Annotated in this window: 16 protein-coding genes and 2 tRNA genes; 7 read left to right on the forward strand and 11 right to left on the reverse strand. The window is 35.9% G+C overall.

The genetic code is table 11. The features are described 5' to 3' along the window. Nucleotides 1–280: 280 nt before the first annotated feature. The 5 genes from AB1444_06055 to AB1444_06075 form a co-directional block, all read right to left on the reverse strand. Complete coding sequence (locus tag AB1444_06055) at nucleotides 281–631, reverse strand: metalloregulator ArsR/SmtB family transcription factor (protein MEW6526218.1); 351 nt, start codon at nucleotides 629–631, stop codon at nucleotides 281–283. A gap of 103 nt (nucleotides 632–734) precedes the next feature. Then, nucleotides 735–1,433, reverse strand: a complete 699-nt coding sequence (locus AB1444_06060) for a hypothetical protein (protein MEW6526219.1) — start codon at nucleotides 1,431–1,433, stop codon at nucleotides 735–737. Nucleotides 1,434–1,461: 28 nt separating this feature from the next. Next, on the reverse strand, nucleotides 1,462–4,569 hold the full coding sequence (locus AB1444_06065) for an efflux RND transporter permease subunit (GenBank protein ID MEW6526220.1): 3,108 nt from the start codon (nucleotides 4,567–4,569) through the stop codon (nucleotides 1,462–1,464). Nucleotides 4,570–4,584: 15 nt separating this feature from the next. Continuing rightward, nucleotides 4,585–5,613 carry an efflux RND transporter periplasmic adaptor subunit gene (locus AB1444_06070; GenBank protein ID MEW6526221.1) on the reverse strand — a complete coding sequence of 343 codons (1,029 nt, stop codon included), beginning with the start codon at nucleotides 5,611–5,613 and terminating at the stop codon, nucleotides 4,585–4,587. 2 nt (nucleotides 5,614–5,615) lie between these two features. Further along, the gene (locus AB1444_06075) at nucleotides 5,616–6,962 is read right to left on the reverse strand and encodes a TolC family protein (GenBank protein MEW6526222.1); all 1,347 of its coding nucleotides are present in this window, start codon (nucleotides 6,960–6,962) and stop codon (nucleotides 5,616–5,618) included. A 339-nt stretch (nucleotides 6,963–7,301) separates the two neighbouring features. Here AB1444_06075 and AB1444_06080 point away from each other — a divergent pair, with 339 nt between their 5' ends. Next, on the forward strand, nucleotides 7,302–8,537 hold the full coding sequence (locus AB1444_06080; protein MEW6526223.1) for a M28 family peptidase: 1,236 nt from the start codon (nucleotides 7,302–7,304) through the stop codon (nucleotides 8,535–8,537). Between the two features lie 7 nt (nucleotides 8,538–8,544). Here the strand turns inward: AB1444_06080 and AB1444_06085 are convergent, their stop codons facing one another. The 6 genes from AB1444_06085 to AB1444_06110 all read right to left on the reverse strand — a co-directional run bounded on the left by AB1444_06085 (nucleotide 8,545) and on the right by AB1444_06110 (nucleotide 13,004). After that, nucleotides 8,545–8,910: a DsrE family protein gene (locus tag AB1444_06085; GenBank protein MEW6526224.1), complete on the reverse strand. Its 366-nt coding sequence runs from the start codon at nucleotides 8,908–8,910 to the stop codon at nucleotides 8,545–8,547. A 561-nt stretch (nucleotides 8,911–9,471) separates the two neighbouring features. After that, nucleotides 9,472–9,545: transfer RNA gene (locus AB1444_06090), tRNA-Arg, on the reverse strand. Between the two features lie 9 nt (nucleotides 9,546–9,554). Beyond that, nucleotides 9,555–9,629: transfer RNA gene (locus AB1444_06095), tRNA-Pro, on the reverse strand. 140 nt (nucleotides 9,630–9,769) lie between these two features. Next, the gene (locus AB1444_06100; protein ID MEW6526225.1) at nucleotides 9,770–10,570 is read right to left on the reverse strand and encodes a glycerophosphodiester phosphodiesterase; all 801 of its coding nucleotides are present in this window, start codon (nucleotides 10,568–10,570) and stop codon (nucleotides 9,770–9,772) included. Further along, nucleotides 10,567–11,112 (reverse strand): HAD family hydrolase, encoded by a 546-nt coding sequence (locus AB1444_06105; protein MEW6526226.1) that lies wholly within the window; start codon nucleotides 11,110–11,112, stop codon nucleotides 10,567–10,569. The genes AB1444_06100 and AB1444_06105 overlap by 4 nt, the downstream gene beginning before the upstream one ends. Before the next feature lie 2 nt (nucleotides 11,113–11,114). Further along, nucleotides 11,115–13,004, reverse strand: a complete 1,890-nt coding sequence (locus AB1444_06110) for a DUF4914 family protein (protein ID MEW6526227.1) — start codon at nucleotides 13,002–13,004, stop codon at nucleotides 11,115–11,117. A 307-nt stretch (nucleotides 13,005–13,311) separates the two neighbouring features. On the opposite strand from AB1444_06110, the gene AB1444_06115 reads away from it, so the two are divergent. From AB1444_06115 to AB1444_06140, 6 genes are all read left to right on the forward strand, one after another. Then, on the forward strand, nucleotides 13,312–16,533 hold the full coding sequence (locus tag AB1444_06115) for a SpoIIE family protein phosphatase (protein MEW6526228.1): 3,222 nt from the start codon (nucleotides 13,312–13,314) through the stop codon (nucleotides 16,531–16,533). 564 nt (nucleotides 16,534–17,097) lie between these two features. After that, the gene (locus AB1444_06120) at nucleotides 17,098–18,420 is read left to right on the forward strand and encodes a hypothetical protein (protein ID MEW6526229.1); all 1,323 of its coding nucleotides are present in this window, start codon (nucleotides 17,098–17,100) and stop codon (nucleotides 18,418–18,420) included. A 51-nt stretch (nucleotides 18,421–18,471) separates the two neighbouring features. Next, nucleotides 18,472–18,594 carry a TraR/DksA C4-type zinc finger protein gene (locus tag AB1444_06125; GenBank protein MEW6526230.1) on the forward strand — a complete coding sequence of 41 codons (123 nt, stop codon included), beginning with the start codon at nucleotides 18,472–18,474 and terminating at the stop codon, nucleotides 18,592–18,594. A gap of 25 nt (nucleotides 18,595–18,619) precedes the next feature. Next, nucleotides 18,620–19,279 carry a Crp/Fnr family transcriptional regulator gene (locus tag AB1444_06130; protein MEW6526231.1) on the forward strand — a complete coding sequence of 220 codons (660 nt, stop codon included), beginning with the start codon at nucleotides 18,620–18,622 and terminating at the stop codon, nucleotides 19,277–19,279. 92 nt (nucleotides 19,280–19,371) lie between these two features. Next, nucleotides 19,372–19,986, forward strand: a complete 615-nt coding sequence (locus AB1444_06135) for an FmdE family protein (GenBank protein MEW6526232.1) — start codon at nucleotides 19,372–19,374, stop codon at nucleotides 19,984–19,986. 100 nt (nucleotides 19,987–20,086) lie between these two features. Continuing rightward, the gene (locus tag AB1444_06140; GenBank protein ID MEW6526233.1) at nucleotides 20,087–20,833 is read left to right on the forward strand and encodes a sulfite exporter TauE/SafE family protein; all 747 of its coding nucleotides are present in this window, start codon (nucleotides 20,087–20,089) and stop codon (nucleotides 20,831–20,833) included. Nucleotides 20,834–20,835: the final 2 nt, after the last annotated feature.

The following is a 20,835-nucleotide window of genomic DNA, read 5'->3' on the forward strand; positions in this document are numbered from 1 at the left end:
GATCCGGAATCTCTTCGTCATTTGTCATTCCGGACTCGATCCGGAATCTCTTCGTCATTTGTCATTCCGGACTCGATCCGGAATCTCTTCGTCATTTGTCATTCCGGACTCGATCCGGAATCTCTTCGTCATTTGTCATTCCGGACTCGATCCGGAATCTCTTCTTCCTACCATTGGGATCCTGAATCAATCCTGAAATAAATTCAGGACATGGTTCAGGATGACTGGCTGAATCAATCCTGAAATAAATTCAGGACATGACCAAATGACAAATACTAAACTACAATTTTATGCGCTTCGTTTTACTACAACATTGCGCAATCTTAACCTGATGTGCCGCATTAAATTCAATAACTCTATCTACACACCCAATAAAATCTAAAACGCAGGGAGTTTTCAGATGATAATATACTGTTGTGCCCTGCTTTATATCATACACCAGCCCTGCATTTTTCATCACCGATAAATGTTTGGATACCGTTGACAAGTCTGCACCTACAAGCTGTTGCAGCTCACACACGCATCGGGGTCCTTTTTCAAGCTCCTCCACCATCACAAGTCTACTTGGATGCGCCAGTGCCTTCATGATTGTAGCACGTGTTTCATACTTTTGTCTTAACAGTGGGTCCATAGCAATATTCCTGTAAATTGATATATAAATTATCTTATTTGGCAATATAGCCAAATATAATATATCTTTCTAAAAATTTTTTTACTAGTGATCCCTCCATGGCTTACAATACTTCATAATACAATTGATTATATTGCTTTAAAAATACAACTAAGCCTTCTTTAACTGATTGTTTATCATGTGATTGAATTTTGCTTTTAAATTTATCCCATAATATAACTATTTCTTTTACAATGTCCTGTTGTGCTGAATCATTATTATGATTCTTAGCTTGCGCTTGTAATCCTTTCATTATTGTATCGCACTGATTGATCTGATTATCAACACCGTTCCAGTTTCCAGCATTTGCCATAGACACTATCATTTTTATACTGGATCGTAAATCAAACATCATGTCAGCTAAGCCTACATTTCCATTAATCTTATGCATTTTAACAAAAAGCATACAATTAGAGCCACAAAACTGAACCGCACGTTTTATATTACCTTTTGCAACGTTCTCACGCATTAGCATAAAATTATCTTTTGCCTCATCAAAGTACAAAGCCCATGCCGGGTCATTACTATATGGCAAAGGTGGATTATTCTTATACTTTGAAGAAATGGAACCCCATGCCAGTATAATCTGATCAACTTGATCAAGCATTACTTTGTTCAATTTAACATTAGGTTCCTGTAGCTGCGCACAAAGGGAAAAAACTTTTTTTCGGAATAAACTCAAATCATTATCAAAATCATTTGATCCCAATCCCATGCTAATACTACCTGCTATTAAAAAACATGTTATCAAAAACTTTTTCATAAGTCCTCCATAAATTATTGTACTTTCTTCAATTCCTAGTTTTATGCATCATATAATATGCTACTGGCATAAAGAAGAATGTTAGAAATAATGAGTATATTAACCCACCAATATCTGCTATGGCCATTGGTTGTAATAATTCAGTTCCTTCACCCCATCCCATAGCAAGAGGCAGTAATCCAAATATACCCACAAAAACTGTCATGAGGATTGGGCGCAAACGAAGCCCTGATGCCAGTATAATAGCTTTTTCTATTGATCCTTCTTTTTGTTCAAGCTCACGTATGAAAGTTATCAACACTACTCCATGAATAAGTTCCATCCCTGATAAAATTACAACTCCAATCAATACGGTTACTCCAATTGGCGTATTGGTTAAAAACATAATAACAGAAATTCCTGCCAATGAAAGAGGTATTCGTATTAGTAATAGAAATGGAATGCCAAACGATTCAAATTGAATTGCAAGAATAACATACGCAAAGAATAATGCCAATGTAATAATGATCAGCAAACTTTTAAAATTTTCACTCATCATTCGTGCCTGAGCACCCATTGATATATTCCATCCTGAAGGCAATGAGAAATCACTCAAGCGCTTCTGAATTTCATTGTTTACATCTCCAACACTTTCTCCAACAACCGATGCAGTTACTTTAATAAGCCTCATCTGATCTATTCGGTCAATTTCTACCGGTCCCTGTGATCGCTCAACTGTACCAATACTGGATATATAAATTGGAAATCCACCAACAGTAAAAAGGGGAATATTACCAATGTCAATCTTGCCTTTAAACTGCTCTTCACCTAATACTACACGGACAGGATAATAATACCCACTATCAAAATAATATGTTGCAATTAATCCATCTATCAGCATTCTTGCTGTGGTAGCTATTTGATTAACAGAAATTCCAAGATCAGACACTTTATCCCTGTTTACCAGTATATGATACTCGGGCTTTGTTACATCCAGCGAAATATCAATATTTGTTAGCCCTTTTATATCTTTTATTCTGTTGATAATTGACTGTGCAGTTATTGCCATGTCCTTTACAGCAACAGTCTTTGGTGCTCTAATTTCAACTTCAACATCAAATTCACCTATCTGTCGAATACCTTTCATCTTTGAATGAAAAACCTTTACCTTTGCACCCGGATATCTTGCAGCTTTTCGCAACTGATCACCATATTTTTCAACAAATTCATCTGTAGTGATTTTTCGTTTATTACCCGGTATTAACTGTATATCCACTTCTCCTTCATTTGCAACCTCAGAAGTAACAAGCCCCCATATTTTCCCACCTGCCAATGAAAATGCTGTTTCAACATCCGGAAGTTTTAATACTTCATTTTCAATATTTTTTACTACCTGAAAGGTTTGTTGCATTGAAGTTCCAATTGGCATTTTAACTTTTGCTGTAATCATGCCATCATCTGCTTTGGGCAAAAATTCAGTACCTACAAAATTTAAAAAGATTACGCCCAGTATAAAAATCACGATAGTAACAATTAGAATTCTGTAACGGTGTTCAAGAGCAGATTGTAACCTAACCTGATACCATTGTGTCAGATTATGCATGAACTTATCACGAAGTGGTGCTTTAGACTCTTTTGCAGTATTACTGGTTATTAATGTTTTTGTCATTTCTGGAACAGTAGTAAATTCAAATAATAAGCGGTTTGCAAGCATAGGAGTTACAGTCAAAGCTACAAGCATAGAAAAGCCAATTGATAGTGCCACGGTAATAATAAGCTCATGGAATAGGAGGGATACAAGACCTGGTACCATAAGGAATGGAAGAAATAATGCCATGAATGTAAAAGTAGCAAATGCAAGTGCCACGTTAACCTGATTTGCACCTTCTTCAATAAAGTTTGCAGCACCCTCTTCCTGTAATCGCGTAATATTTTCAAGAACAACAACAGTTTGATCAAGAATAACCGTAATGGCTATAACCAAGCCACCCAATGATAGAATATTAAGAGAATACCCAAGAATATTCATTGAAAAAAAGGTTAACAACAAGGGCAACGGAATAGACAATGTTACAATCAGTATTCTCCTCCATCCACTTAAGAAAAACCACGTCACCATTATAACCAGTAAGGCCGCAATCACTGCTGCATCTCTTACGCCAGATACGGCTGCACGAATATAATCTGCCTGGTTATATATAATTTTCATTGATACATCAGATGGTAGTATAGATTGTAATTCTTGAATCTTTTGTTTAATACGCTGCCCAACTTGAACTGTATTAGCATTGGCTTGCTTAAAAATTGAAAGTTTTACCCCTTCATGCCCATTCAATCTGGTAATAATGCGCTGTACATCATGTGTATCTATAACCTGTGCAATATCCCGCAAATAAACATAGCCACCATATTCATCACGTTTCAAAATTACATTTTTTATATCATTGATACTGGTAAACCTGCCCATTGTACGTACGCTAAATTCCTTGGTTTCGCCAGTTATGCGCCCGGCAGACAATTCAATATTAGCATCCCGGAGAACTTTCATTAACGAATCAACAGTTATTCCCAGAGCTTGCATTTTATGGGGATTTACGATAACTCTGATTTCCCGTAGCAGACCACCGGTAACTTCCGTACCTGCTGTTCCCTCCACAGTGGCAAAATATTTTTGCAATTCATTTTCCACCCATAATCGTAATGAAACAAGATCCATTTTTTGTGATACTACCAGTAAATCTATAACAGGTAGTTGCGAAGGATCAGCTTTTATAATAAGAGGTTCTTCAGCATCTGCCGGGAGTTTTTTCTTAACAAGCCCCATTTTTGCAGTAACATCCTGATATGCAATATCCCTATCTGCTGCATAATCAAAGTTAACCAGTAGCGTATATAAGCTATCAGTACACTGTGATTCCAGATAATCCAGATTATCAACTGTAGCCATTCTTGGCTCAATTACTTCAGCAACATTATCCTCAATTTCTTCTGGTGTTGCACCACGCCAGGTAACATAAACCTTAACCAGAGGATATGTAATATCAGGAAGCAAATTAACTGGCAATTGAGTAAAACCAAAGATGCCAATAACTATCGCCGCAAATATTAATACAGTAATTGCAACCGGCCGTTTTATTGATTCATTAGTTAAATTCATTGCTGTCCGCCTTTGTTAAATTTTCTTTTTTTCAGTATTTCCCTGTTTTTGTTTCATCACTTTTACTTTCATGCCATTTTTACAGTTTTCTTGTCCCAATACAACAAGCTCATCACCAAATGATAATCCCTGTAGTATTTCAATTTTAGTATTGGACTCTATTCCTGTTATAACAGTCTTCTCCACAGCTTTACCATCTTTTACAATAAATACTTTTTTGTTTCCCTGATAATCTAACAATACTGACTCAACAGGAACAACAATGGTTTGGGATTTATGATCTGTGACAAAATCAACAACGCTGGTCATACCAGGTTTTAAAATGGGGTTTGAAGATATGTTGATTTCAACACCAGCTGTTTTTGACATTGGATTAATACCATATGTGATAATGGATATTCTACCTTTTAATTGTATTTCCTGGCTGTCATTTGGCACCCTGACTACTACAGTATTACCAATATGAACTTTTGAAATCAGTTCTTCAGGTAATGACGCCCGTATTATTAATTTGTTCAAATCGGCTATTTCAACAAGATTTTGTTTTAAACCTACCATTGAACCATTTTCTATTGTTTTTGAAAGAACAGTTCCGCTTACTGGGCTTACACATGGTACTGGTTTGTAAAGACTATACGATGACTGGAGCATTTTTTGTGCTTCTTCATATCGAGCTTTTGCTATTTCTTTATTTGATTCGTCTGCATTCTCATATTCCCGCTTAGCAGTATTATATTCAAGCTGAGCCTGTCCCAACATGTTTTGAGAATCAACTGGTAGGATATAACATACTATCTGCCCTTCATGGACATACGAACCTTCTTTCACAGAGAGAGATTTTACAAAACCTTCGGCTGTTGCCTTAACCCATGTATGTGTTTTAGAATCAACATTCCCCAAAACAGAAACATAGCTAAAAATTTCCCCCGGTTTTACTGTAATTGTTTTAACTGGAATTATCTTTTCTTCTTGCTTTGATTTCTTTTCGCATCCGCTTATAAAAAATAATGCAATAATGACAATAACAATAACAAACCGCTTCATTTTTATTTCTCCTTATCTTTTATAGTTTCTGTACAAAGATATTTCATCTCCTCACAGGCAATATAATAATCTATCAAACCATTTATGAAAGATAGGTATGCATTATTCCATATAATATGTGCATCAAGAAGTTCAATTGTTGTTAATTTACCTATTTGATATTTTAACTCAGATGCAATGAGTGATTCACTTGCCAGATCAAGGGCTTTCTGAGTTGTTAATATCCTGTTTTTTCTGTCTTTGAGCATTGCTAAGGCAGCCTGATATCGCACTCCTAATTCTATCTCGGTTTTTCGTAATGACTCAGTAACCTGATCATACCGTGCATGTGCCTGTTTTATTTCAGTATAAATGCTTCCACCATGAAAAAGGGGCATTGTTGCAATAAATCCAACATACCAGTTTGGATACCCTGGAAAGAATTTTGATTCTTCTCTATAGTAATTGGCATTAAAATATACTGTTGGCATTAATGTGCTGTATGCCTGTTCTTTTTCAAAATCAGATTTCTCTTTTAATAATTGCGCAATCTTGAGTTCAGGATGATTTTTGGGAAGTGAGTAACATTGCGATACATCAAAGTAATTATCTGGTGGAGGTATCAGTTCATGTTGAGCATATACAGGTTCATCTGTTCCCAGTACCTGCCCCAACATCAAGGCTTTGGAATATGCTAGATTTTTTAAATTTTCCAATGCATCTATAGATATGGCCAATTGTGTTTGCACTTTTAAAAGATCTATATTTGTAAGCTTGCCACCTCTATATAATAAATCTGTTATAACTTTTTGGTTCTGGAGTTTATCGGTCAACTCCTTCTGGATTGTTACTGCATAGTTGCTGCGCAATTGTTCATAAAACGCTTTAGCTATTGTAAGTTTTGTATTTAAAAGCATAACATCATACTTCGTTATCTCATATTCATAGGCTGTCTTTAATGCCTTAATTTGATAATATTTTTGACCAGAAAAGATTACCTGACTCAACATTACTCCTGCAAAATAGTCTTCAAAACCTGGTCTTTCACCAATCTTTTGCACGCCAGCAATTTCTTTTTGCGTTAATGGGAGCTGATCGTATTTTTTATATACAAGGCTGGCATCAATCTGTGGCAGATATGAGGCAATCATCTGATAATATTTATAACGTACTTCTTCAACTTTATTGTGCTGAAGTTTCAGGTCATTATTATTTTTCAATCCTAGAGAAACGCACTCATCAATAGTAAACCGTTTTTCACCAGCAATTGCACTATGAGTTAATACAAAAAAACAGAATACCGTTATAAAGAAATTTTTTATATATATTTGGCAAATATGTATCAATGACTCATTCAATGTTGTATCCATGCGATAATCCTCAAATGTCAATAAAAATTAACTAAATATTTCTTATTTGGCAATATAGCCAAATAGCCATAGTATATCTAAAAAATTTTCAGGTAAATATTTTTTTATAAAATAATCTTGCTCACATCACTAATTTATAAAATAACAAGAGCATAGTATAGAGCAGCATTTCCTGCTATTCACTATTTTTTAATCAGGCATAAATTGTGTTGCAATATACATTTCTTTTTTTATACTGTTTGTGGCGATAGTTACTGTTCATAAATCCACACATAAGTATTAACTTAAAAATGGAAAGAATATGAATTGCAATTTTATTTACACTATATGAGAAACACCATGAACAAGAAAACTCTTAACTCTCTTACACGATATGCATTTACCATTGTTAAAACAATCATTACCACTATTGGTCCACGCCCATCCTGCTCGGATGAATCACACGTAACAGCACGCATATTTGAAATACTGTACAGAGCGTATTGCCACCGGTCACAGCTTCAATCATTTACCACCCATCCTGCTGCTTTTTTAGGATTTTTAACGCTGGTGCCATGGATATACAATGCTTCGGTTATATGTTTAATACTGCACTGGTATGGTATAGCAGCACTTGGATTCACTGTTGCAAATATCATTGCATCGCATCAATTTATTTTTTACAAAGGCACCTTTGATTTTATGTACCCATCAAAAAAAGGTTACAATGCTATAGGCATTATTAATCCTAAAAAAGAAGTACGCCAGCAGATCATCATTAGCGGTCATCACGACAGTGCATACGAATTTACGTTTATGCGCACCACACCACGTTTGTATCGCATACGTGTTGCATCAATTATTCTTTCCATGGTACTATCGCTTGTTATTGGATGGTTAATTGTTGTTAATGCGTACTGGTGTAATTCACATGCTTTGCACACTATCTTTACGGCAATAATTGTGCTGCTTGGTATTGCTAACATGCAGATGCTTTTTTTCAAAAGCAAAAACGCTACACCGGGTGCCGGCGATAATTTAATTGCAAGTGCCATTACCGTAGTACTGGCTAAATTTTTCGGTAACTATCGCCCGGAATATACCCGTTTAATCTTTGTAAGCTTTGATGGCGAAGAATGCGGCCTTAAAGGCTCAAAAGCTTTTGCACATGAATACCGCGAGCATATTGGCAGCATGCCAACATATCATTTTAATATAGACAGTTTGTATAAACCAGAACTTATCAAATTTTTGACCAGCGATGTGAATGGGTTTGTGCCACTTTCAAAAGAATTTGCTTCACAATGTGTGGCAATAGCGCACGGTATAGGTTATCCTGCAAACATATTTGCCATGTATCCGGGAACAGGTGCCACTGATGCTGCACCGCTGGCACAGGATGCTATTGCAACAACACTAATAGCACTTCCCACTGAAGTTGAAAAGCAGGAAAGTGTGTATCACACCACCAATGATACAGTAGAAAACATACATCCCGATGTTGTGAAAGCAACCATAGAAATAGTTTATAGTGTTATTCACTACCTTGATAAAGAAATAAAAGGCTGTTCAATAGTTGCAAATAAAAATCAATGATATTTTCTCAGTAGGTTAATACTGCATCACTTTCAAGGACAATCTCATTTACTTTTGCGCCACCTATAGCTTCAGCTCCTTCAATTAAATCTTCAACTTTAATTTTTCTTTTATTCATACACGGTGTGCAAACAAGAAGTTTGTTGCCTGCTTCGATATATGATTTGATCATATCCATAAGCGGATTAAATCCTTCAAAATGGATGTGCTCAGCGTAACCTTTCATTGCAAGCATGACCGCTTTCCCCTGCAAAATAATAACTGGAGTTACATCCATAGCCACGGCGGTATTTGCAAGAACAAACGGAATGGAAGCCATTTCGGGATCATCATCAGCATGAGTGACAATATACGTAATCTGTTTACTGCTCATACATCCTCCTAAAATAATATTTATTGTGGAATAAATAAAAAATATATTGAAACGATGGTATTTTAATAATTTATATAATTCTTTAATATTTGACAACAAAAAATTATGCATTCAGTTAATAGTAAAACAAATTTTTTTAATGTATAATATTCTCTGATTTGGAAATGGTATAAGTAATAATATAGTACGGGGTTGTCCCAAAAGACACCTCTTTGCAATGACTTTTGCCTTCCTGTCATTGCGAGGAACGAAGTGACGAAGCAATCTTGTCTTCTATGGTATTTAGATTGCTTCACCCCGACTTCGTCAGGGTTCGCAATGACCTTCATACTTCGTCATTGCGAGGAACGAAGTGACGAAGCAATCTTGTCTTCTGTGGTATTTAGATTGCTTCGCTACGCTCGCAATGACTTTGCACCCGCGTCATTGAAAACTCCACGGATTGTTTTGGGACACCCCCGGTGTACACTATATTCATTATGAAATTTGTTAGGGAATGAGTACTGTAACAAAAAAATAGTTTTTTTGATATAAATGTGATTTTTATATTCAGGAAGGATGCACGCCAGACAGGACTCGAACCTGTGACCCACGGCTTAGAAGGCCGTTGCTCTATCCTGCTGAGCTACTGGCGCGTTAAAAATTCGGGGCGAGAGGATTTGAACCTCCGACCTCATGGTCCCAAACCACGCGCTCTAGCCGGACTGAGCCACGCCCCGAAATACAACAATTATACAATTATATATGGGAAAATATATCACACCAAATGATTTTGTCAAAGTAATAAATCAATACTTTGTGTCAATAAAATTTTATTGTTAAATGTGTTTGCTGAATGTTATAAATAAAAATACTATCTCTACTGCAACGGATAATCCTGAAGTACTTTCTGTAGCAGTGGTACATCATCGGTTACTATCCCATCAACATCAACATCAAGAAGGCGACGCATATCCTGCTCTCTATTTACTGTCCACACATCAACCTGTATGCCTCTATCATGTGCCATACGTATCAGTGCACCATTTGCCAGGTGCGAAGGCCCAATGTATTCCGGTATCTGCAGTGCATCACCAGGAAAATTTTTAAAAAGCCCCAGAAGTCCTGATCTGAATAAAAAATAAAACCCCAGTACACCCCACAGCCCAAACGATGTTGCCATAGTTGGGATTCTTTTCCGTACATACTGTAAATTTTTTCCATACTGGGATGCGCCCAAAACTCTGTGTTCAGACTTGTGACGCAGTACAATATCACAAAATTTTTCTGCCAGCACTATGGTATTATCCTTCAGGTCAACATTGAAGCGCTGACCAGGAAAAGCCTCCAGCATCTCTTCCAGTGTCATAATAGTAATGCTGTTGCCACGGTAGGGATAACTTTCCCCATCCAGGGTAAAATGATATGCCGCATCAAATTGTTTTATTTCTTGTAAAGTAAGCTCACTTACTTTCCCCTTTCCATTTGTTATGTGCGATAGTTCCTGGTCATGAACTATCACCACATGTCCATCCCTGGTAAGATGCGCATCAGTTTCAATGACATCTGCTCCTAACTCAATTGCTTTTTCAAACGCAAGTGCAGTGTTTTCTGGATATTCTTTTGAATATCCACGATGAGCAAAGATACGGGCTGGTTTTTCAAAAAATGGTTTTTTCATGTTTGTACACTCTTTAGAATATACTCAACAGCATACTGTAAATTCTTTTTAACAACTATCGCATTATCAATTTCGTTTCTATGTTTTCTGCCATGTCCTGTCAACACATATATACCCTGCATTCCAGCATTTTTTGCAAGCAGTATATCCGAAGGATGATCGCCAATAACAAAAGACTCATTTATATTAATTTTAAATGAAGTAATAGCTTTTTTTACAAAAAATGTTTTTGGTTTTCTGCATGCACAATTGTCTTCTTTTTTGTGAAAGCAACTATATACAGATTCAATGTGAATTCCATTATCGGACAAAACTTGTATAATATAATTATTTACTACCAAAACTTCATCAGGAGTTACAAATCCCTTTGCAACTCCTGCTTGATTGGTAATAATAAAAAGCTTAAAAAATTTTTGAATTTTTCGCAACGCTTCAAACGTAAATGGATAAAACTTTACTTTGTGTATATCCCCTATATATCCATTATCTTTAATAATTGTCCCGTCTCTATCAAGGAATACTGCCCTCTTTATAGAATGCATTTTTAATCTTCCATAATTAAACCATCATCTTTTATTAACTGCATATAATCACTCACCGTACCATCAGACATACAGCATTCTATGATCTGCTTGCCCAAGGGAAGAAGATTTGGATCATTGTAGTAATCCATAAGTTCCTTCTTGAAAAATTCAACCAGTATCTGCGCACCCCTATCATACACATCTTCACCAACTTCATTTTGCAGCTCAGGCCTTAAAAGAAACTTTTCAATTTCCACTCCTTCTATAACAAGCTTATTCAATGAAAATCCTAACAATGAACAACGTGATTTAGATAATTCATCAGCAAAAAACTTGACGCCTCCTCTTCGTGCTAAATATTCACGCATAATCCATTGTGGATTAAAACCAACCTTCCATGCACCAATATACTGATTGGGTGCCAGTACATACTTTACTTTTGGACTGACAATAATTTGTTCAAGCAGCAAATTTGCAAAATTAACTTTTTTACCTGTTGCAAAAGGCCAAAAAGAACCAACCCCTTCGGACTCAAGCCCTCCAGCTTTTACAATACTTGGATTATCATGACCTCGAGGTGACACAAGCCTCCATAACCAGGCTATTGCCGGTGGAAGTATATGAAATAAACCTATTATTCCATAATCAGGCTTTTCTTTTGTAGAAGGGGGAGTCCTTACACCAAAACTTCTTATATGAACCTGAACAGGTTTATTAACAATGTCCGGCATTGTATTGCGTGGAACAAGAAAGCGTGGATTGGGACAGGGTTTTCCAGGCTCATCTTCAATATGTTCCCATAAAAGTGCCGTACTATATGGCTGAGCATCTATATTCAAAAACATCAATGGCACTTTTGGATGTATTGAAAGCGATTCAATGTCAGGATCAGTACCATACTGTTCAATATGATTAACCCGTATAAACCATCCTGCTTCAGCATCTTTAACATATAAATAACCATCATTTTTCTGAAATGATGGATGGCATAATCCCATATCATCAACAACTGGCCGCAAAAAACATCCTCGCGGTAGTACCAGTGATAATGTTTCACCAGTAACTATATTTTCGCCAAGTTTTATTGTTCCATCTACATCGCGATGTATATGTTCGTTTGTTTCACTTTTTCCACTTCCGCTAGCACCTTCATGCATTATGGTTGTTTTGTTACCATATGGGGTAATAACCTGCACAACCGCACAGTGATTTGTTACCCAACCTTCTTTCTCGCCAAAATCAAGCAACGATGAATATACACCTTTCTTTGCACTTGGACCTGGATATAGATTATAACTAAAAATTTCATGCACGTTTTCACTCCTGTAGTGAACAACTATCTGTTTCCCATTGAAATGGGTATGCCTGAATACTGGTGCAATGTATAATATACATTTAACAGGAATTGTTCCTTCAATCTGTCCTTCATTAATGATTCCCTGTAATATCCCCAATCCTAAACAAAAGAAGCCAGCGTTTGCAGGTGCTATCGCCATTCCATAACATCCTTCAAGTTGCCCTGCTTTAAAGAAAAACACTGCTAAATCCTGCTTTTGTAACCAATCAAATGTATCTTTTTTAAGCTCATTAAAATCTTTGCCAAATCGTTGTGTATAGGTTATCTTGTCAGTGGGCAGGTCATCTCCAATCACCATGCTATCAGGATCACGCCTGCGCATATATGCTTCAGTATAATTAACAGCAATGCCATTTTTTACTTTATGAACTATCGCCTCACAATATCTTCCCTTTCCTGGAACATCATATTCAACCTTTTGCATACCATCACTGCCATATTTGAGTGATAATGCAAATAGATCATCAATAGTATGGACAATAGTTATGCTGGTTGTTTGCAACAATGTTTTTACCTGTTCTGGTACAATTAATTTGCTCAGAAGGTCTTTCATTGTGTTTCCTTTCTAATTCAAAGAATTCTAAGAAATGTAAAAACTATAATCTCCAATTGCCACTAATTAAAACATAAATAAAATTTCAATATTATTTTTTGAATATTTTGTAAAATGCTGCAATAAGTTGTATAAGCTGATATTTTACATAGTGAATTTTGGACGACAATATAATATTTTAAATGTTTACAAAACTGTTATTGTGCTATACTGTGTAAAGATATTACTTAAAATGCATATCGTGGTGATAATGCTTATATCCAATACTATTGTCATTACAATTACATTTTACTATCTTTAGCTATATATGCTCAGTACATTATTTTTACTACAGTATCTACTATTCACAGCTATACCTGTAGATAGCAATCATGAAACCATACTGCTTCACGATGCAGCCAATAAAATTGATATATCTGACTATCTGTACTATTTTGAAGATACATCCAACCGCTTACAATCCAATGATATAACGCAACAGCAAATCCAATCTAAGTTTAAAAAAGTACATAAAAAGATAAACCACGGTTTTACAAGAAGTACATTTTGGATTCGATATCACGTTAAAGACGTTTCTTCATCACCTACCACATGGTATCTCCTTCTTGATTACCCACTCATTGAAAATGTAACACTGTATAAAAAAAATGGTGACCTATTAAAAAAAATTGCAGAAATATCTCAACAACACCAATTCAATACAACTGACATCTTATATACAGGACGTATATTTGCACTTAATCCTGATAAAAAACAAATTGGTGAATACTATATCAAATTAAAAACCCGCACCACAATGCGCTTTCCCCTGTCAATATGTAATATACACTATATCAATAAAACATTCAGTTTCAAAATGCATATTAATGGACTCTATTTAGGCATAATCCTTATAATGTTTTTGTTTAACCTCTTTTATTACTTTATAATACGGTCATATAATAGCATTTTTTATTCACTATATATCATTGGATTTGGTTTATTTGTTTCAATTCAAAATGGCATTTTCTTTGAAATAATTCCGCATTTTCCCATCAAATATTTATTGCCACTTTATATGGGAGCAGGGTCACTTGTATTCATATTTTCCACATTGTTTACAATGTTCTTTTTAAAAACCAGTATTCAACTTCCAAAAATCCATATCATCTTGCAGGGAGTTATTGCAATTTCACTGGTATTCCTTGCACTATTACCTTTCTTAGATATGAGCTTTATGATACAATTTTTTGCCTTATTTGGAATACTATGGTCATTTGCTAATTTTTTAGCAGGCATGTACTCCCTGTCCACAGGATATAGGTCTGCTCGATTTTTTATCACAGGCTGGATATTTTTCTTTATTGGCGTTGTAATCTTTGCATTACGTGGATTTGGATTGCTACCCAGCAATGCTATAACGCTTTACAGTGTTGAACTTGGATCCATACTGGTTATATTCTTTTTATCGATAGCTATAGCAGACCAATATTATATCATACAACAGGAACATTCCCGGCAGCAATCTATCATTATAGAAAAAGAAAAGACATTGCGCGAAACACAAGAATTGCTTATACAAAATTTGCACCAGATGAGTACTTTTAAGGACGATCTCATCAATGCAACATCACGTCAGCTCCGTACACCACTTTCAAGTATCATTGGGATTACCGAATCACTACTAGGTGGGATAGCAGGGGAACTCAATCAAAAAATAATATATAACTTGCAACTTGTACTGGCAAGCAGCAAACGATTGTCACGATTGATTCACAACTTCCTTGATTACTCTCAACTAAAATATAATACCACACAATTATCGCTTGCAGCTGTAGACCTTAAATCAATGACTGATGTTGTCATTGATATTATACAGAAATTGCCGCAATCACATTCCATAGCAATAAAGAATAATATTCCTGAAAACTTACCGCTGGCACTGGCAGATAAAGATAGGCTACCACAGGCATTGTTCAATATTGTCTATAATATCATCAAATTAACTTCTGATGCTACTATCACATTTCATGCAGCAATTCAATCAGATGACCCTTCAAAAATTACTATCGCTATTAATGAAGATGGTAAAGGATTACTCCCCTATATTTTTGATACAATTCTTCAGCAGGATATATATCATTACCAAAAAACCCCTAAAAACTCTTTCTTAACAGGTATTGAATTAACTATAGCAAAACAACTCATTGAGCTCCATGGCACCACTTTATCCATAGATACAAATCCCACCACAGGAACTACGCTGTCATTTTCTTTACAATGCGCAGATTTATCTACTAAAAAGGATTCACATGCTTATTATAAAAACAACTACATTGAATATGATCACTTTATCGATCTTGCATCTATGCCACATATAGAAAACATTGATACAACACCAATACCATCCAATCAACAAAGTGCTTGTATTGTTTTAGCAGATAGTGATCCTGTATTACTGAAAAGCATTGAAAACAATCTTGTGCTGAACGGATATCAGGTAGTGAAAGCATATAATGGGCAGGAAGTATTGGGCATTCTTAATTCAGGCATACTCCCTGATGCTATGCTCCTTGATAGCATGCTGCCAAGAACAAATACACTGGAAGTAATACGAAATATACGAACCACATATTCTATTGCTGAATTGCCAATAATTGTTTTATCACCTATTGAAGAACCGGAAAGCCTGATGGCCAGCTTTGAAGCTGGCGCAAATGATTATATAGTTAAGCCATTTTACATGTATGACGTTATATCACGGTTAAAAACACAGCTGCTATTAAAACAGGCAGTACAAAGCATTAAACGGGTTTCCCAAATTGAAAAAGAATTAGATATGGCGCGCCAGATTCAGCAAACATTAATACCACAGGAAACACCTGTTTCTGATAAATATGAAATTGCACATGTGTATATTCCAATGGATAAAGTTGGAGGGGATTATTTTAATTTCAATATAAAAGATGATAATCACATTGGCATTTTTATCAGCGATGTTTCGGGACACGGCATGCCAGCTGCTCTCATTGCTTCAATGCTACAGTCACTCATGCATACCGTTCATCATGCTGCTAATGATCCCGTATCCCTGTTACACATATTGAACACATCATTGAAAAAAAACCTGCATAATAATTTCCTTACTGCAATGTATCTCTATATTGATTTTGAATCGATGTCATGTAAGGTGTCCCGTGCAGGGCATGAGCCTCTCATATTGTATAGACGCTCCCAGGATGAAATATATGAAATACTTCCGGAAGGAAGATTAATGGGTCTGAATCTTGAGCCCAATTATACCCTTAGTGAATTCTCCATTACAACAGGTGATCGTATTATTCTTTTTACTGATGGAATAATTGAATCCATTGATGCACAGAGTAACATTTTAGGTAAAAAACAATTTAAACATATCATCAAAAAATATAGGGAAAAGCCCGCAACTGAATGTATAGATGCAATAATAGATGAACTGAAACATTTTGCTTATCCCAATGAGTCATTTAATAATGATGATATTACCGTTATTATCATTGATATTAAATAAGCTTTTTATTGCCAAATTCTTAAGTGAACTATCATGCTCCCCTTTTATCATATACAGTTAATTTTTTCACTACACGATTACAATATATAGCAAATCAAAAACAGTAATAACAATTATACAATTAATTCACTGCTCATTCCTTAAATAAATTATACACGATACTGTGAATATGCTTTTTCGATAATTATTTTGCTGTTTTATAACTAGAAAAATTACTGAAAGTGAGCGTTAATACACTTATATTGAAATGACCTTTTGGATAGCCTCAGAGGCAATAGTTAGATAAAAAAATTAATACACTTTATTATATTGCTACAGCTTAATATATATTACCATCATACTATTATTATGCTTGCAATACAACATAATAATTGGTATAATTTCATTAGTAATCATATTAATTGGATTATAGTATTATTTATTTTACTGTAAAGGACTTGCTATGGCAATTTGACAGCCACTAAAACTAACATCAATGAAATGTGTGGAGAGATAACCCACAATACATAGTCACTACCTGAAGAATTACATTGAACCATCATTTTATTCTCAAGGGCGAGAATCATGGAATACAAAAAAATAGTAAAGCGCATACTATTCTTGTTACTATCACTTTTCATTGCTGGTCAACTTATTATATATATCTATGTGGATATGCCTCTTTCAACCGACTTTTATGGTTCAATCACCAGAGAATTGGCACAGAAGCTTCAGCGTCAGTACAAACTAAAAACTGTTTGTGGCAACAACTGGATTCATTTAGGCTGGATTGCCGATCCCGATACTGAAAAATATATAATTGAAATAAAGGACAATAATGGAACATGGCAACAGATTGGATCATCACAGTTTGGTTCATTTCTTTACCGTGGAAACGGTGGACAATTTAGAGTAATAAAAATTAATAAAAAAACTAAGGAACAATCGGTACTGGGAATGGCAAAAGCTTTTTCTTACCATGCAACAGCATCTCTATACAAGCCAGTTATTACCGATAACTATCGCCCACTGTTTAAACCACAAAAACATGGCTATTATATAAATGACCACACCATTTTTAAAGACAGCAAGGGCAACTGGCGCCTGATTGGCATAACCTCAAAAACCGATGGTGACCCCAATGCCGAAACATACTTTGCTGTTGCTAAGGGGGAAAACTTTCCGCATAATTTGATGGTTGAAGAAGAACCTGTTGCTGATGTTGGCGATTTAGCGTGGGCACCGCATGTTGTAACGCATAACAATGTATATCATATGTTCTGGTCACCTCACAAACTGCATCACATGACTTCACGCGATGGCATTCACTGGGAAAATCATGCTGTAATTATGAATGCACCATACTATAAATTTTTCCGTGACTGTATGATATTACAGGTTTCAAAAGATCAATGGCTTATGTACACAACCGCAAGGGGATTATTTTTCTCGCAGGTTGATGTGTATCAATCATTTGATTTAGAACACTGGCAGTACATACGCACAGCACTGGCAAGCAGTTTTGGTAGTGAGCGCAACTCGCCATTTGCATCTATGGAATCGCCCTTTGTGGTTAAGTATAATGACGGCTACTATATGTCGGTAACATACAATAACGATACGCTTTTTATTCATGGGCTTCTTCTTCTTTTTAAGGTGTGGCTTGATACGGAAAGCTATAACGATACACTGGTGTTTTATTCGGACAATCCGTATGATTTTGGTATTTACAGGGGTAAAAAGTGCTCGGACCAACTCATAACAACGCTGCGTGCACATGCTCCTGAATGGGTGTATGTGAAGGATACAAATCAATGGTACATTACCACCTGCGGATGGAAGTGGGTTGCAACATTAACTCACGGTGAGGTGGCGATAGTTCCTGTAATGTGGCAAAAGGTTAAGTAACTATCAATTACTAGTAATATTCAGGATATTCCGGGTTACAATTTTACACCCATCAAAGGTTCATTTGCCCGCGATAAATGTGAAATCTGTGGGGAATATGTTTTTGAGCGATATATACGTATTAAAAATGGGAAAAAAGTTTGTATACCCTGTTCAGGATATGATGATAAATAAATTGTGATATAGCAAGCAATACTATATGCTCAAAGAAAATGAACTTGTAAGTGTGCTGCTGCCTTATTGCAAGCCATACTCTATGCCCAAAGGCTCTATATTGTGGCTGGAAGGTGATACTAAAGGTATGGCAGTAGTATTAAAAAAGGGGAGAGTGAAAATTTACCGTATGGCTTCAAATGCAACAGCGGTAACCCTTTTTATCATGAAACCGCATGATATATTTGGCTTTTTGCCACTCATTGATAATAAACCATATCCCGTCAGTGCTGAAGCGTTTGATGATATAGAAGCTATGGTACTTGATAGAAATACTTTTGATACCATTATCAAAAAAGATCCTCAGGTATGTATATCTTTGCTGCACTATATTGCACATTATCTACGCTTGACATTTGATGGCATTGCACGTTTATCATCCAGGAGTGCAATTACACGGGTTGCATCTGCAATCGTTGGACTGGTTGAAGAACAAGGTTATTCAAAACATAACAAGCCTGTAATTTCTCTTCCAACCACTGCAAAAGAGTATGCACAACTTATTGGATTAACTCCAGAAAGCTTTTCACGTAAAGTAACCGAATTATCAAATTTAGGCATTATTGAGAAATTGGGAACTAACAGACTTAAAATTAAAGAAATTGAAAAATTGCGTGAACTGGCAAATCAAGAATTATTTTTTTAACAATTGATTCAAATCAATGCCAAAATCCACCCAACCGTATACATTTATACCCAAAGTATTAAAAACTTCACATAAGGTTAAGGAGTTACAATATGGTTAATCCAAAAGAATATCTTGAATTTGGGCAAAAGTTTCATGGTCATAAGTGCCCTGCTATGCCTATGGGTTTACGAGTTGGTGCAGCTGCAATGAATGCATTAGGAGTGGAACGTGCCAAAGATGGTCAGCTAATAGCATTGGTTGAATTGGGCGAGGATCACTGTGCAACATGTTTTGCTGATGGTATTCAGGTTATTACCGGTTGTACATTTGGTAAAGGCAACATTAAAAAGCTTCATCATGGTAAATGGGGGGTAACACTTATAAATCGTGCAACTGGAGAATCCATACGGGTGGTACCCAAAGCTGAAGCAATGCTAAAAAATAAGAGCAGCGGTTTCATGCAAAATTACAGAAAAAAAGGAATACCTGCGTCACAGGTTCCTGAACATGTTGTGGAACCACTTATTGAAATGGTTATGAATGCTCCTGATGAACAGATTTTATCAATTGGGAAAATTTTTAAACAGGAAGTGCCACCAAAGAAAGAATCATTTGAAGGCTTTGTGTGTGATATCTGTGGTGAAATGACAGTTGAAGGCTATGGACGCCCATTGGGTGAAAAAAAAGTTTGTCATCCCTGCTATGAAAAAGCACTGCATGCATAATACAGTGTTGCTTTAAAACGAAATTGGTAGCACCAGCATTACGGTATAATACTACCATGATGGTGCTACCATAACATATTTGTTATGGAGGATTATTAAAATGATAATACCATTACTGGCGGGCATAATAACATTTTTATTTACCACTGTACTAACTATAGCCGGAGTTGGTGCAGCTTTTATTTTAATTCCTGTATTTATTGGACTCAAGATAGATATTCATGTAGCCATGGCAACCGCACTACTTCTTAATGCCATAGCCATGACCTTTGCATCATACCGATTTTATAAAGATAAGCTGATACTGTGGCAGGTTGCATTACCAATCCTTATAATAGCAACAGCACTATCACCATTGGGTGCATGGACCAGCAGATTTTTAGATCGCAATGTACTTTTATGGCTTTTTACTGCATTTCTTGTATTTGCGGGAAGTATGATGCTATTTTACCAGCCAAAAGCTTCACAAAAAGAGCACTCACGTACAACACAAATCATATCGGGTCTTTTAGTTGGAAGTGCTGCAGGCTTTCTGGGAGGATTGCTTGGAGTTGGTGGGGGAAATTTTATTGTCCCTGTACTGGTGTGGTTAGGATATGACCCAAAAAAATCTTCAGCAACTACATCGTTCATAGTTATTTTCTCATCCCTTTCAGGTTTTATGGGACATGCAACATTAGGTGCAATTAATGTACCACTTCTGGCATTTACTGCCTCAGGATCAGCAACGGGGGCACTTCTGGGTGCATGGCTTATGAGTAAAAAGCTGCAGCAAAAGCAGGTTAAAGCTATCATTGGCGTTGTACTATTTGCCATTGCCATAAAAATGGCATGGGGACTTTTGTAAAC

This window comes from Spirochaetota bacterium (assembly GCA_040756435.1).
GTDB lineage: Bacteria > Spirochaetota > UBA4802 > UBA4802 > UB4802 > UBA4802.